The following is a 14,152-nucleotide window of genomic DNA, read 5'->3' on the forward strand; positions in this document are numbered from 1 at the left end:
AGGCCGGGCCATGGCGCCGCACCTCCGCACAGGTCCCCGACACACCGTCAGACGTACGTACGCGCTCGCGCTCGCCTGCGTCGCCGCGCCGGCAGCCGCCGCGCTGTTCGCCCCGGCGGGCGGGGCCGCTGCCACGGCCTCGCCTTCGGCGGGATTCGAGGAGCGCGTGCTGTTCAAGGCCGGCCAGGACGGTCCGCCCGGGGAGTACGCGTGCTTCCGCATCCCCGCGGTCGTCACCGGTGAACGGGGAACCGTCCTCGCCTTCGCCGAGGGCAGGAAGGGGAACTGCGGCGACGCCACCGACATCGACGTCGTCCTCAAACGCTCCACCGACGGCGGCCGGACGTGGGAGCCGCTGCGGGTCGTCGACGAGGGCGGCGGCGACACCCACGGCAACCCGGCGCCCGTCGTCGACCGCGCCACCGGCCGGATCGTGCTCCTCACCACGTACAACAAGGGGCGTGCCGACGCCGGCAACTGCGACGTGCCGTGCGACCGCACCCCGCACGTCCAGTACAGCGACGACGAGGGCGCCGGCTGGTCCCGCCCGCGCGACATCACCCGCTCGCTGCGGCCGCGCGAGTGGAACTCCTGGTACGCCACCGGGCCCGGCCACGGCATCCAGCTCGCGCACGGCACCGACCGCGGGCGCCTGGTCGTCGGAGTCAACGCCGAGACCAACGTCGGCGGCCACGGCACGGCCAATCACGCGGCCCTCGCCCTCAGCGACGACGGCGGCCTGCACTGGCGGCTGGGCGCCGTGGACACGCACCGCATCGCGCCCGACGGCACGTACACCCAGATGCCGTCCGAACTCACCCTCGCCGAGCGGACCGACGGCGCCGTCTACGTCAACGGGCGCGAGCAGAACGGCATGGACCTCGGCCACCGCGACGACGCGGTCAGCCGTGACGGCGGCGAGAGCTTCACCGCGCCGTTCCGGGCCCTGCCCGACCTGTACTCCCCCATGGTCCAGGGGTCCGTCGTGCCGCTGCGCCCCGGCCGCTGGCTGCTGTCCGCGCCCGCCGACCCCGACCGGCGGCGCACGATGACGATCCGTTCCTCCTACGACCAGGGGCGCACCTGGGAGAGCGTCGACCACGGCAGGCGCGTCACCGCCGACTGGTCGGGCTACTCCGACATGGCGGTCGTCGGTCCCGGCACGGTGGGCCTGCTCTACGAGGCCGGCCGGGCCGATGCCCGGGACGAGATCCGGTTCGCGCGCTTCACGGAGTCGTGGCTCGGGCCGCGCGGTGGTGCGGACCCGACGACCCCCGACCAGGCGGGGGGCGTGCGCGGCGCGCCCGGGGCGTACGTGCTCGGTGGCGCGCGGAGTGTCGGTGGCCGGGCCGGGGGCGCGCTGGCCTTCGACGGTGTCGACGACGCGGTGAGGTTGCCGTATCGGGCCGGTCTGCCGCTCGGGGAGCGCGACTTCACGGCGGCGGTGTGGTTCCGCGGGGGTGCTGCGCGCGGGGAGCAGCCTCTGTTGTGGATGGGCGGGGTGGGGGGTGCGCCGCGGGTGGTGTTGCGGGTTGAGCCGGTGCCGTCCCGGCGGGTGGTCTCTGCCGCCCGGCAGGTCGTCGGGCAGGTCACGGCTATCGCGGGGGCCGGACCCGCCCGGACCGCCGTGGCGCGGGCGGCTGCCCCGTTCGACGACGGGCGGTGGCATTTTGCCGCGTTGCGGCGTGGGGGTGGGCGGGTCGTCCTCAGCGTGGACGGGGCCTCCGCCGCCGTGGCCGATGTGCCGGGGCCGGTGAGCCGGAACTCCACGTTCGGGGTGCATCTCGGCCAGCGGCCGGATGCGCGGGCGCATCTGGCCGGGGCGCTGGATGATGTGCGGGTGTACGGGCGGGCGTTGTCGGATGCGGAGCTGGAACGGTTGCGGCGTTCTGCGGGGGCGGTGGACGGGCGGGGGCTGGTGTTGTGGTTGCCGTTGGATCGGGTGCGGCTTCCGCTACGCGGGGTTTGAGGTATTGCGGCGTTTCCGCTGCGCGGGGCTGAGTGCTGAGTTCCGTTGTCCGCAGCGGCTTCAGGCGTCCTCAATCGCCGGACAGGCTTGATTTGGCTGGGCGCGGTGGGCGAACGGTGCTGATTTGGCTGAGCCCCGCTGCCCGCCGCGGCCTCACGTGTCCTCAATCACCGGACGGGCTCGATGTGGCTGGGCACAGTGGGCTGCCTTCGGCGGGGGTGGTCGAGCTCCTCCCGGGGGCCCCGTGCCCGTACCGCTTTGCCAGTACCGCGCATACCATCAGCTGCATCTGGTGGAAGAGCATCAGCGGCAGGACCGCCAGGCTCGCCTGGGGGCCGAAGAGGACGCCCGCCATCGGCAGGCCGGCCGCCAGGCCCTTCTTCGAGCCGCAGAAGACGATCGCGATCCGGTCCTCCCGGCTGAAGCCCAGGCGGCGCGCGCCGTACGTGGTGAGGGTGAGCATCGCCGCCAGGATCACCGCCTCGACGCCCATGAGCGCCAGCAGGCGTACGGGCGTGACCTGGTGCCAGATGCCTCGGACGACGCCCTGGCCGAACGCCGCGTAGACGACCAGGAGGATCGAGCCCCGGTCGACATAGCCGAGCACCCTCTTGTGGCGGGTGAGGAAGCCGGCGACCCAGCGGCTGAGGAGTTGACCGGCCGCGAACGGCACCAGGAGCTGGGTGAGGACCGATACCAGGGAGTGGGCGGAGAAGCCGCCCGCGTGACCGCCCAGCAGCAGGGCCGCCAGCAGGGGCGTGAGGACGAGGCCGACGATGCTGGAGAAGGAGCCCGCGCAGACCGCCGCCGCCACGTTGCCGCGCGCGATGGACGTGAAGGCGATCGAGGACTGGATGGTCGACGGCACCAGGCACAGGAACAGCAGGCCGGTGTGGAGCTGTGGCGTCAGGACGTACGGGACGAGGCCGCCGGCGGCCAGACCCAGCACGGGGAAGACGACGAACGTGCAGGCCAGCACCGCCAGGTGCAGCCGCCAGTGGCGGAGCCCCGCCATCGCCTCGTGGGTGGAGAGGCGGGCGCCGTAGAGGAAGAACAACAGGGCGACCGCACTGGTCGAGGCCCCGCCGGCGACGGGCGCGGCCGCGCCGCGGGCCGGCAGCAGGGTCGCCAGGAGGACGGTGCCGAGCAGCGCCGCTATGTAGGGGTCCACACGGATACGGGAGAGGAACGCGGGGCGTGGCATGGATTCAGGGTGGCTCCGGCGGCGGATATGCGGAACCCCGTTCACCGCGCTGACTGTCATCACATGTGGCGATAAGCTGGCAGGCGTGTTCGATCCCGTGCAACTGCGCACCTTTCTGGCCGTCGCCCAGACCCTGAGCTTCACGCAGGCCGCCCACCGGCTCGGCCTGCGGCAGTCGACCGTGAGCCAGCAGGTGCGCAGGCTGGAGGAGGCCGCCGGTCGGCAGCTGTTCACCCGGGACACGCACAGCGTGGAGCTGACGGAGGACGGCGAGGCGATGCTGGGCTTCGCCCGCACGATCCTGGAGGCGAACGAGCGGGCCGCGAACTGGTTCGCGGGGACGCCGCTGCGCGGCCGGCTGCGGTTCGGGGCGTCGGAGGACTTCGTACTGACGCGGCTGCCGGAGATCCTGGAGGGGTTCCGGCACCACCATCCGGAGGTCGATCTGGAGCTCACCGTCGACCTCTCCGAGACGCTGCACCAGCAGCTCGCGGCGGGCAGGTTCGATCTCGTGCTGGCCAAGCGCCGCCCGGACCAGCCGCACGGCCGGCTCGTATGGCGGGACCGGCTGGTGTGGATCGGCGGCGAGCGGCTGCGGCTGGATCCGCACCGGCCGCTGCCGCTGGTCGTCTTCCCGGCGCCCGCGCTGACCCGGGCGCGCGCCCTGGAGGTGCTGGAGCGGCACGGCCGCGCCTGGCGCGTGGCGTGTACGAGCGGCAGCCTCAACGGCCTGGTGGCGGCGGCCCGGGCCGGGCTGGGCGTGATGGCGCACACGCGGGGCATGATCCCGCCCGGCCTGGTCCGGATCCCGGCGCGGGCCGGGCTGCCGGAGCTGGGCCCGGTCGAGGTGGCGCTGCTGTACGGGGCCGCGCCGGACAGCGCGGCGCGGGGGCCGGCCGAGGCGCTCGCGGAGGCGATCCTGGCGGCCGGCGACCGGCTGCACCACCAGGAGCCGCCGGGCCGGTGATGGAGGGATTCGGTGCAGATCCCCTCCCCCTTGCGGCATCAAGCGGCACAGAAAGGGTTCGGGGTGGATCCGGATCGGGTACGGTCACCGCGCTGTGCGGAGCCCGCAAGGCGTGGTCAGGAGCTGGTAGTTGCGCGAGTTCACCGTCCCCTCGCTGGTGACGGCGCCCCCCGTCGGAGGACTGGCGGACGTCGTGTACGACCATGCGGCGCGGGACCCGGAGAGAGCCGCGCTGGGCCGCAAGGGCCCCGACGGCCCGTGGCGGGACGTGAGCGCGGCCGTCTTCCGTGACGAGGTGCTGGCGCTGGCGAAGGGCCTGCTCGCGGAGGGTGTCCGGTTCGGCGACCGGGTCGCCGTGATGTCCCGTACGCGCTATGAGTGGACGCTCTTCGACTTCGCGCTGTGGTCGATCGGCGCGCAGTCGGTGCCGCTGTATCCCACCGCCTCCGCCGAGCAGGTCTTCTGGATCCTGCGCGACGCCGACGTCTCGGCCTGCGTCGTGGAGCACGAGGGCCACGCCATGACCATCGGCTCCGTCATCGGCCGGCTGCCGCGGCTGACCCGGCTCTGGCAGCTGGACGCGGGCGCCGTCGAGACGCTGAGCGCCGCCGGTGGGCGGATCGAGGACGAGCTGGTGCACCGGCACCGGATGGCGCTGACCGCCGCCTCGCCGGCCACCATCGTCTACACCTCCGGCACGACGGGCCGCCCCAAGGGCTGTGTGCTCACGCACGCCAATTTCATGGCCGAGGCCGACAATGTCGTCGCGCGCTACGAGCAGGTCTTCCGCTCCCGCCCCGGCGAGGAGGCCGCCACGCTGCTGTTCCTGCCGCTCGCGCACGTCTTCGGGCGGATGGTGCAGGTCGCGGCGGTGCGCGGCGGGGTGAAGCTCGGCCACCAACCGCAGCTGGCGGCCGCCGCGCTGCTGCCGGACCTGCGGGAGTTCCGGCCGACGTTCGTGCTCGCGGTGCCGTACGTCTTCGAGAAGATCTTCGCGACGGCCCGGCGGGCGGCGGAGAGCGCGGGCAAGGAGGGGCCGTTCGACAAGGCCGTCGATGTCGCGGTGCGGTACGCGGAGGCGCTGGAGCAGCGGGCCTTCGGCACCGGGCCGGGCCCGGGCGCCGCGCTGCGCGTACAGCACCAGCTCTACGACCGGCTGGTCTACGGCAAGGTGCGCGAGGCCCTGGGCGGCCGGATGCGGCACGCGATGTCGGGCGGCTCGGCGATGGACCGGCGACTGGGGCTGTTCTTCGCGGGGGCGGGGGTCACCGTCTTCGAGGGGTACGGGCTGACGGAGACCACCGGCGCGGCGACGGCCAATCCGCCGGAGCGGACCCGCTTCGGGACGGTCGGGCAGCCCGTGCCGGGCACGAGCGTGGTCCTCGCCGACGACGGCGAGGTGTGGCTGCGCGGCGGCCAGGTCTTCGCCGGCTATCTCGACGATCCGCAGGGCACGGACGCCGTGCTGCGGGACGGCTGGCTCGCCACGGGGGATCTGGGCGCGCTGGACGCCGACGGCTATCTGACGATCACCGGGCGGAAGAAGGAGATCCTGGTGACGTCCGGCGGCAAGAGCGTCTCCCCGCTGCCGCTGGAGGAACGGGTACGGGCGCATCCGCTGGTCTCCCACTGCGTGGTCGTGGGCAACGACCGCCCGTACGTCGCCGCGCTGGTCACCCTCGATCCGGAGGCCGTCACGCACTGGCTGCGGATGCGGGGCAGGCCGGTGCCGGACTGGCCGGTGGTGGTGTGCGACCCGGATCTGGAGGCGGAGGTCCGGCGGGCCGTGGTGGCGGCGAACACGATGGTCTCCCGCGCCGAGTCGATCCGGGCGTTCCGGATACTGAGCGGACAGTTCGGCGAGGAGCACGGGCTGCTGACGCCGTCGCTGAAGCTGCGGCGCCGGGCGATCGAGAAGGCGTACGCGCGCGAGGTCGAGGCGCTCTACCGGGTGGCACCGGAGGAGAAGTAGGTGTAACAGGAATGGAGTGGGGGCAGGGGTTTGTTGATCCCTTGTACAACCCCCGGTGCGCCCCATCAGTGCCCGGGTGCACCGCGTCTCCAACCGTAAGGACCGACAGCTCGTGAGCACGACCCCTGTCATCACCCTCAACAACGGCGTCGAGATGCCGCAGCTCGGCTTCGGCGTCTGGCAGGTCCCGGACGACGAGGCGACGGCCGCGGTGACGGCCGCGCTGGAAGCCGGCTACCGCAGCATCGACACGGCGGCGGTGTACGCGAACGAGGAGGGCACGGGCAAGGCCCTGGCCGCCTCCGGCATCGCCCGCGACGAGCTCTTCGTCACCACCAAGCTGTGGAACAGCGCCAAGGAGACCTGGACGCGCGACAGCGTCCTGCGGGAGTTCGACGCCTCGCTGGCCAAGCTGGGCCTCGACCACGTCGACCTCTACCTCATCCACTGGCCGCGCGCCGTCCGCGACGACTACCTGACGATCGTGCGGACCTTCGCCGAGATCGCCGAGAGCGGCCGCGCCCGGGCGGTCGGCGTGTCCAACTTCCAGGTGCCGCATCTGGAGCGGCTGCTCGCCGAGACGCCCGTCGTCCCGGCGGTCAACCAGATCGAGCTGCACCCGAACCTCGCCCAGGCCGAGCTCCGCGCCTTCCACGCCCGGCACGGCATCGCCACCGAGGCGTGGTCGCCGCTCGGCCAGGGCAAGGGCCTGCTGTCCGACCCGACGATCACCAAGATCGCCGCCAAGCACGGCCGGACCGCGGCCCAGGTCGTCCTGCGCTGGCACGTGCAGACCGGCAATGTGGCCATCCCCAAGTCCGTGACGCCCTCGCGGATCCGGGAGAACTTCGACGTCTTCGGCTTCGAGCTGGACGCCGAGGACCTCACGGCGATCGCCGGCCTCGACAACGGCACCCGGCTGGGCCCGGACCCGGACGAGTTCGACCTGTACTGATCCGGCCTCCGCGGATTCGGCCTGCCCGCGTGCGGCCTGAACGGATACGGCCCGTACCGACCCGCGGGCGGTCCCCCGCGGCGTGCTCCTTAGGATCGCGATCATGTATTTCGCGCCCTGGACACCGCCGACCGAGACCGAGCGGAGACTGTACGAAGCGACGGCGCGCGGCGACTGGGACGGCCAGATCGCCGCGCTCGCCGCGGCCGATCTGTACGTCGGCGTGTCCAGGGCCGAGGCCGACGGGTTCGTCCCGGCGGCGCCGATCGTCCCCTACCGCGACCCCGGCACCGGGAAGTCCTGCCTGCCCGTGCTGACCCGCGGCGGGCTGCCGCCCTGGCAGCCCGAATGGGTCTTCCAGCGCACCTCACTGGCGGAGCTGGCCCAGGAGTGGCCGAACGACAAGTGGTGGCTCGCGGTGAACCCCGGGCAGCCGGGCACGGCGGCCGTGGCGGCCACGCCCCTGGACCGGGAGGCGTGGCTGGAGGTCTGCGCCGAGACGCCCTACCGGGCTCCCGGCCGGCTGGAGAGCACCCTCGCCGGCCCCTTCCACGGCCCGCTCGCCCTCGGGCTCGCGTGCGGCGCGCCCTGGGCCGTCTCCGGTGCCGTGCCCTGGAACGAGCTCGGCACCGTCCACCACGACTACGACGGGGACCGCGCCGCCCTGCGTGACGTCTGGGGCGTCGTCGACCCCGCCGGCTGGCAACAGCTGACGGGGCGTCTGCTGAGCGGGGCCGGCGCCGGTCGCGAGGCGGAGTTCGCGCTGCGCGCCCGCGAGGGCATGGCCGAACACGAGGGCCGCGTACCGACGGCCGGCGAATGGCGGCAGTCCCTCACCCACGTGATGCTGCACCGGGCCGCCCCCGAGGAGGAGATCCGCGCGCTGGAGACCACCGTCGACCGGATCGCCCGCTTCGAGGAGCGGCTGCGCCATGACGCGGTGCTGCCGCCCGATGGCCGGGCCGTCTCGGCCGCCGCGTACGACCACGGGTGCGCGGTGGGCGTCGCCCGTCTGGGCCTGTCCGCCCGGTACTGCTCCCCGGCGGAAGCGGAGCGCGTCGTGGGCGAGGCCGGCGCGCGGAGCCTTCGGACGTATCCCTCGTGGCGGGCGTTCGCCGCCGGGTTCCTGCTGGGTCAGGCCCTGCGGTTCGGCGAGGACGGTCCCTGGTACGACCCGGCGCTGCTCGCCCACCGGGCGCTGACCACGGAACCCGGCAGCCCCTGGCTCAACATCACCTGGTCGTGACGGCCGCGCGCGCCCTGCCGCACGGCCGGGCGCGCGCACAATCGGTGGATGGACGTAGCGATCGCCCTGTTCACCTCGGACCTGCGGCTGCGCGACAACCCCGTGCTCGCCGGCGCGCTGCGCGCGGCCCGGCGCGTCGTGCCACTGTTCGTCGTCGACTCCGGTGTCACGGCCACCGGTTTCGCCGTACCCAACCGGGCGGCCTTCCTGGCCGACTGCCTCGCCGACCTCGACGCGGCGCTGCGCGAGCGCGGCGGCCGGCTGGTGATCCGGCGCGGCGACGTGGTCGGGGAGACCTGCCGGGTGGCCGCCGAGACCGGTGCCGGGGAGGTCCACCTCGCGGGCGGGGTCAGCGGCTACGCGCTGCGCCGCGAAGAGCGGCTGCGGGCGGCGCTGGCGGCCGACGGGCGCGGGCTGCGGGTGCACGACGCGGTGGTCACGGCGGTGGCGCCGGGCGCGGTGCTGCCGTCGGGGTCGTCGGGGAGGGTGCGGGATTCGGATGCGTCGGGAACGTCGGCCACCTCACGCAAAGACCATTTCGCCGTGTTCACGCCGTACTTCCGGCGCTGGTCGGCGGAGGCGCCGCGGCCCGTGATCGCCGCGCCGCGCGCGGTGCACGTGCCCGAGGTGCGCTCGGAGCCGCTGCCCCCGGCGGACGCGATCGCTCCCGGCCGGCCCTCCCCGGCGCTGCCCAGGGGCGGTGAGCGCGAGGGGCGCCGCCGGTTCGAGGCGTGGCGCAGGGGCGCGCTGAGCCGGTACGCCGAGCTCCATGACGACCTGCCCGCGGACGCGACCTCCCGGCTCTCCCCCTACCTCCACTTCGGCTGCCTGTCGCCGGTCGAGCTGGTCACGCGGGCGCGGCGGGCGGGTGGCGAGGGCGCCGAGGCGTTCGTACGGCAGTTGGCGTGGCGCGACTTCCACCACCAGTTGCTGGCCGCCCGGCCGGCCGTGGCCCGGCGCGACTACCGCACCCGGCACGACCGCTGGCGCGCCGACGCCGAGGAGCTCGCCGCGTGGCGCGAGGGGCGTACGGGATATCCGGTGGTCGACGCGGCGATGCGGCAGCTCGCGCACGAGGGCTGGATGCACAACCGGGCCCGGCTGCTGGCGGCGAGCTTCCTCACCAAGACGCTGTACCTCGACTGGCGGGCCGGCGCACGGCACTTCCTTGATCTGCTCGTGGACGGGGACGTGGCCAACAACCAGCTGAACTGGCAGTGGGTGGCGGGCACGGGCAGCGACACCCGCCCCAACCGGGTCCTCAATCCGCTCGCCCAGGCCAGGCGGTTCGACCCGGCCGGGGCGTACGTGCTGCGCTGGGTGCCGGAGCTGGCGGGTCTGACGGGCGCGGCGGTGCACGAGCCGTGGCGGCTGCCCGCCGGGGAGCGGGCGCGCTACGCCTACCCCGAGCCGATCGTCGATCTCGCGGACGCGCTGGCGCGCTTCAAGCGGGCGCGGGGCGTGGACTGAGGGGGCCGCGTTCCTCCGTTCGTACGCGCACGGGGCGGCCGGCGCGGTTCGTACGCCTCAGCGCCCTGCCCGAGCCGGCGGACCCGCGCCCTACGCCCCGCCTCGCGCCCCGTCCTTCCCGCGCGCGACCCCGCGAAGGGTTTCCCGCCCGAGGAGTGGACAGAAGACCGGGCAGGGAAGCAGCCCAGCGGACCGGGCAGCGGAGCGACGATGGCGAAGGAGATCAGGTCATGACGACGGATCCGACCGTTTCCGAGCTCAACGAGCCGCGCACCGGCGGTGCCCGGACGACCGGCGGGACGACGGTCCAGGGCAGCGTCCCGGGCCCGGGCACCCCGGCGGCCACCCGAGGCAGGACCTCGATCGCCGACGGCGTCGTGGAGAAGATCGCCGGGCTGGCCGCCCGTGAGGTGCCGGGCGTGCACGCGCTCGGCGGTGGTTTCGCCCGCACGCTGGGCGCGGTGCGCGAGCGGGTGCCCGGCGGGCGGCCGAGCATCACGCGAGGGGTGAAGGTCGAGGTCGGGGAGCGGCAGACGGCCGTGGACCTCGACCTCGTCGTCTCGTACGGGATGCCGATCAGGGAAGTCGCGGGCGAGGTCCGGGAGAACGTGATCTCGGCCGTGGAGCGGATGACGGGCCTGGAGGTCGTGGAGGTCAACGTCTCGGTGGTGGATGTCCACCTTCCGGATGACGAGGAGGGCGTGGAGTCGGAGACGCGGGTCCAGTAGGCCCGACGGGCCGGACCCCCGGCCCCTCCCCCACCTCTCTCAGCGGGCCCCGTGCCCCGGCGCGATCGCCTCGACGCGCCGGGCCAGCTCCACGTCCAGGCCGGTGACCTTGCCGCCGGCGCTGTGGGTGTTCACGGTCAGGCCCACCGTGTTGTAACCCAGTGTCAGATCGGAGTGGTGGCCCAACTCCTCCTGGATCTGGGCGATGTGGATGACCATCGCCGCCGCCGCGAAGTGCCCGTCGAAGGAGTAGGTACGGCGGATGCGATCGCCGTCCGTGGTCCAGCCGGGCAGCTCCTGGAGGCGCTCTTCGACGTCCTTCTGGGAGAGCGGTTCGACCGCCATGAGGTATCCCCTTCGTCGCGGGTGCCGGTGACTCAAGGGTCCCACGGGACGTGGGCGCTTTCGCGCCAATGTGCGTGACGGCGCACGGCGGGTCGAAGGCGCCCTTCCGGGAGTGGGGTGGCGCTTCTATGCTCCTGCGCCGGACGTGACGTGTTACCGGCGGTAGGGGGTAGTGGGCATGGGCGGTTCGGGCAGCACGCGCAGAGGCTTCATCGGTGGGGCGGCGGTCGTCGCGGGAACGGCCGCGCTGGGCGGCCGGGCGGCCGCCGCGCCCGGGGCGGCCCGGGGCTCGGGAACGGCGGCCAAGAGAACCGTCGCCGTCCTCGGCGGCGGCGTGGCCGGGCTGACGGCCGCGCACGAACTGGCCGAGCGCGGCTTCCAGGTGACGGTGTACGAGAAGAAGGCGCCCGGCGGCAAGGCGCGCAGCATGGACGTGCCGGGCAGCGCCAAGGGCGGCCGCAAGCCGCTGCCCGGTGAGCACGGCTTCCGTTTCTTCCCCGGCTTCTACCGCAACCTCCCCGACACCATGCGGCGCATCCCCTTCCCCGGTAACGCCAACGGCTGCCACGACAACCTGGTCGCGTCGACCGAGGTGATGCTCGCCCGCATCGGCCACGAGGACATCCGGCTGCCGTTCCGCTCGATCGGCAATCCGCCGCCCGTCCTCACCCCGGACGCCCTCCGCCGCGCGCTGACCGGCTTCCTCGACGCCTTCGGCAACATCCCGCCGCACGAGCTCGCGTACCTCGCGGGCCGGCTGCTCGTGTGGTTCACCAGCTGCGAGCGGCGGCGGACCGAGGCCTGGGAGCGCGTGCCGTGGTGGGACTTCATCCGGGCCGCGCAGATGTCCCCGAACTACCAGCGGCTGCTGGCCATCGGCATCACCCGCAACATCGTGGCCACGAAGGCCGAGGTGGCCAGCACGAAGACGGTCTCGACCTGCGTCGAGGCGTTCTTGTTCAACGCGCTGGGCCGGGGTGCCGACGGCGAGCCGGACCGGGTGCTCAACGCGCCCACCAACGAGGCGTGGATCGACCCCTGGGTGAGGCACCTGCGGTCGCTGGGCGTGACCTTCCACGTCGGCTGGTCCGTACGCGACCTGCGGATCGACGGCGGCCGGATCACCGAGGCCGTGGTCCAGGACCCGTCCGGCGCCCGCCGGTCGGTGACCGCCGACCACTTCGTCTCGGCGATGCCGGTCGAGCACGCCCGTACGACCTGGAACGCGGCCGTGCGGGCAGCGGACCCGCAGCTCGCGCGCTGCGACCGGCTGCGGACCGACTGGATGACGGGCATCCAGTTCTATCTGACCGAGCCGACACCCATCATCCACGGGCACGTCAACCACATCGACTCGCCGTGGTCGATCACCTCCGTGGGACAGGCGCAGTACTGGTCCGGGCGGGACTTCCGCGCCGACTACGGCGACGGCGTGGCCGCGGACTGCCTCTCGGTGGACGTCTCCGAGTGGGACAAGCCCGGCATCCTCTACGGCAAGACCGCCAAGCAGTGCACGCGCGAGGAAGTGGCGCGCGAGGTGTGGGCGCAGATGAAGGCGGGGTTGAACGACACCGGACGCACGGTGCTGAGCGATGCCAAGCTCCACTCGTGGTTCCTCGACCCCGCCGTGGAGATCGGCGGGCCGCGGCCGGTCAACGACGAGCAGTTGCTCATCCACCCCACGGGCACCTGGTTCAACCGTCCGTCCGCGCGGACCGCGATCCCCAATCTCTTCCTGTGCGGCGACTACGTGGCCACCGACATCGACCTGGCCACCATGGAGGGCGCCAACGCCGCCGCCCGCGCGGCCGTCAACGCCCTGCTGGAGGCTGCCGGTTCGAAGGCCGAGCGGTGCGCGATCACCCCGCTCTACCGGGCGCCCGAGCTGGAGCCGCTCAAGGCGCAGGACGCGGTGCGCTACCGGCTCGGCCTGCCCAACGCGCTCGACCTGGGGTAGCCGGCCGCCGCCCGGGGGCCACGGGTTACGGTCGGGGCATGACGACTGCCGCTGTGACCACCGGGGTGGGCGCGCTGTTGCGCGAGTGGCGGGAGCGGCGGCGGATCAGCCAGTTGGAGCTGGCGCTCCGCGCCGACTCCTCCGCCCGGCACATCAGCTTCATCGAGACGGGCCGCTCCCGGCCGAGCCAGGAGATGGTGCTGCGCCTCGCCGACCACCTCGACGTGCCCGTACGCGAGCGGAACGCCCTGCTGATCGCCGCCGGTTACGCCCCGCGCTTCCCCGAGCGGCCGCTGGACGACCCGGCGCTGGCGGGGCTGCGCGAGGGCCTGGAGCGGCTCCTGAGGGCGTACGAGCCGTATCCGGCGCTCGTCGTCGACAGCACGTACGAGGTGGTGGCCGCCAACCGCGGCATCGCGCTGCTCCTGGAGGGCGTCGCGGAACCGCTGCTCGCGCCCCCGCTGAACGCGATGCGCCTGACCATGCACCCCCGTGGCCTGGCCCCGCGCATCCGCAACTACCGCGAGTGGCGCGGCCACCTGCTGCACCAGATGGAACGTCAGCTGGCCGTGTTGCGGTCCGCGCCCCTGCGTGCCCTGTACGAGGAGGTCAGCGCCTATCCGCTGCCCGTCGGTGGCGGGGAGCGGGTGACGGCCGACGGCGACCGGGTGCCGTACGCGCTGCCGATGGTCATCGAACACGGCGGCCGCACCCTGTCGTTCATCTCGACCATCGCGACGTTCAACACCCCGATGGACGTCACCGTCTCCGAGCTGGCGGTGGAGACCTTCCTCCCCGGCGACCCGGAGACCGCCGAACACCTTCGGGAGCTGGACGCGCTCAGGCCGTAGGCACCCGGTCGAGGAACCCGAGGACGGACCGGATCCGGCCGTCCTCCGCCAGCGTGATCACATCGAACCCGGCCACCGGCGCGGACCCGTCGGCCACCGACACCAGCTCCCAGCCGAAGCGCGCGGTCCCATGGTGCCCGTCCACGCCCCCGATCGGCCGGAACTCGAACCCGGGGAACTGCTCGTGCGCCCCCGCTATGACGGCGGCGAGCTGCTCGTGGCCCCGCACGTCGGCGAGGGGGTCGGTGTAGGATCCGTCCTCGGTCCAGGCGGCGGCGACGGCCTTGGCGAGGGCCTCCGGCCCGGCGGCGTTCCACGCCTCGAAGTAGCGGGCGACGGCGGTCTCGTACTGCGACATGGGGTGCTCCCGGGGTCGTCTTCGGATGAGTCGGTCACGGGCCCCGGGCCGGAGTGCGCCGGCCCGGCGCCCGCTTGGGCTCAACCTTGCCGGGTGGGGCGGGTGGGGGCGATTACCCGGCAGGTAATGA

12 protein-coding genes are annotated in these 14,152 nt (G+C 73.6%); 9 read left to right on the top strand and 3 right to left on the bottom strand.

Annotated features, from left to right (window positions below; genetic code table 11):
- The first annotated feature begins 10 nt into the window (after window positions 1–10).
- Entirely contained in the window at window positions 11–1,969 is a 1,959-nt protein-coding gene (locus ACZ303_RS11970) for an exo-alpha-sialidase (RefSeq protein WP_467337758.1), read from the top strand.
- Window positions 1,970–2,132: 163 nt separating this feature from the next.
- Here ACZ303_RS11970 and ACZ303_RS11975 read toward each other — a convergent pair whose 3' ends face one another.
- Window positions 2,133–3,173, bottom strand: coding sequence for a bile acid:sodium symporter family protein (locus ACZ303_RS11975; protein ID WP_467337761.1), 1,041 nt, complete (start codon window positions 3,171–3,173; stop codon window positions 2,133–2,135).
- Between the two features lie 85 nt (window positions 3,174–3,258).
- Between ACZ303_RS11975 and ACZ303_RS11980 the strand changes: the two genes are divergently transcribed.
- The 6 genes from ACZ303_RS11980 (at window position 3,259) to ACZ303_RS12005 (ending at window position 10,511) form a co-directional block, all read left to right on the top strand.
- Window positions 3,259–4,140, top strand: a complete 882-nt coding sequence (locus ACZ303_RS11980; RefSeq protein WP_467337763.1) for a LysR substrate-binding domain-containing protein — start codon at window positions 3,259–3,261, stop codon at window positions 4,138–4,140.
- Window positions 4,141–4,270: 130 nt separating this feature from the next.
- A complete protein-coding gene (locus ACZ303_RS11985) occupies window positions 4,271–6,112 on the top strand; it encodes an AMP-dependent synthetase/ligase (RefSeq protein ID WP_467337765.1) in 1,842 nt (613 codons plus the stop codon).
- Between the two features lie 112 nt (window positions 6,113–6,224).
- Window positions 6,225–7,067 (top strand): aldo/keto reductase, encoded by an 843-nt coding sequence (locus tag ACZ303_RS11990; RefSeq protein WP_467337767.1) that lies wholly within the window; start codon window positions 6,225–6,227, stop codon window positions 7,065–7,067.
- Window positions 7,068–7,170: 103 nt separating this feature from the next.
- Entirely contained in the window at window positions 7,171–8,313 is a 1,143-nt protein-coding gene (locus ACZ303_RS11995; RefSeq protein ID WP_467337769.1) for a DUF1266 domain-containing protein, read from the top strand.
- 48 nt (window positions 8,314–8,361) lie between these two features.
- Window positions 8,362–9,783, top strand: coding sequence for a cryptochrome/photolyase family protein (locus ACZ303_RS12000; RefSeq protein ID WP_467337771.1), 1,422 nt, complete (start codon window positions 8,362–8,364; stop codon window positions 9,781–9,783).
- A gap of 230 nt (window positions 9,784–10,013) precedes the next feature.
- The gene (locus tag ACZ303_RS12005) at window positions 10,014–10,511 is read left to right on the top strand and encodes an Asp23/Gls24 family envelope stress response protein (RefSeq protein ID WP_467337773.1); all 498 of its coding nucleotides are present in this window, start codon (window positions 10,014–10,016) and stop codon (window positions 10,509–10,511) included.
- 39 nt (window positions 10,512–10,550) lie between these two features.
- Here ACZ303_RS12005 and ACZ303_RS12010 read toward each other — a convergent pair whose 3' ends face one another.
- Window positions 10,551–10,856: a 4a-hydroxytetrahydrobiopterin dehydratase gene (locus tag ACZ303_RS12010; RefSeq protein ID WP_467337775.1), complete on the bottom strand. Its 306-nt coding sequence runs from the start codon at window positions 10,854–10,856 to the stop codon at window positions 10,551–10,553.
- 178 nt (window positions 10,857–11,034) lie between these two features.
- On the opposite strand from ACZ303_RS12010, the gene ACZ303_RS12015 reads away from it, so the two are divergent.
- Window positions 11,035–12,813 carry a hydroxysqualene dehydroxylase gene (locus ACZ303_RS12015; protein WP_467337777.1) on the top strand — a complete coding sequence of 593 codons (1,779 nt, stop codon included), beginning with the start codon at window positions 11,035–11,037 and terminating at the stop codon, window positions 12,811–12,813.
- A gap of 38 nt (window positions 12,814–12,851) precedes the next feature.
- Complete coding sequence (locus ACZ303_RS12020) at window positions 12,852–13,664, top strand: helix-turn-helix transcriptional regulator (RefSeq protein ID WP_467337779.1); 813 nt, start codon at window positions 12,852–12,854, stop codon at window positions 13,662–13,664.
- On the opposite strand, the gene ACZ303_RS12025 is transcribed toward ACZ303_RS12020, so the two are convergent.
- Window positions 13,654–14,022, bottom strand: a complete 369-nt coding sequence (locus ACZ303_RS12025) for a nuclear transport factor 2 family protein (RefSeq protein ID WP_467337781.1) — start codon at window positions 14,020–14,022, stop codon at window positions 13,654–13,656. The two genes, ACZ303_RS12020 and ACZ303_RS12025, sit on opposite strands and share 11 nt — an antisense overlap.
- Window positions 14,023–14,152: the final 130 nt, after the last annotated feature.

Source organism: Streptomyces sp. NPDC023527 (assembly GCF_055560115.1).

Coding starts and splice junctions, on each gene's coding strand:
- ACZ303_RS12015 (WP_467337777.1), top strand. CDS start 11,035: ATGGGCGGTTCGGGCAGCACGCGCAGAGGCTTCATCGGTGGGGCGGCG.
- ACZ303_RS12005 (WP_467337773.1), top strand. CDS start 10,014: ATGACGACGGATCCGACCGTTTCCGAGCTCAACGAGCCGCGCACCGGC.
- ACZ303_RS12010 (WP_467337775.1), bottom strand. CDS start 10,856: ATGGCGGTCGAACCGCTCTCCCAGAAGGACGTCGAAGAGCGCCTCCAG.
- ACZ303_RS11975 (WP_467337761.1), bottom strand. CDS start 3,173: ATGCCACGCCCCGCGTTCCTCTCCCGTATCCGTGTGGACCCCTACATA.
- ACZ303_RS12025 (WP_467337781.1), bottom strand. CDS start 14,022: ATGTCGCAGTACGAGACCGCCGTCGCCCGCTACTTCGAGGCGTGGAAC.
- ACZ303_RS11970 (WP_467337758.1), top strand. CDS start 11: ATGGCGCCGCACCTCCGCACAGGTCCCCGACACACCGTCAGACGTACG.
- ACZ303_RS11995 (WP_467337769.1), top strand. CDS start 7,171: ATGTATTTCGCGCCCTGGACACCGCCGACCGAGACCGAGCGGAGACTG.
- ACZ303_RS12020 (WP_467337779.1), top strand. CDS start 12,852: ATGACGACTGCCGCTGTGACCACCGGGGTGGGCGCGCTGTTGCGCGAG.
- ACZ303_RS12000 (WP_467337771.1), top strand. CDS start 8,362: ATGGACGTAGCGATCGCCCTGTTCACCTCGGACCTGCGGCTGCGCGAC.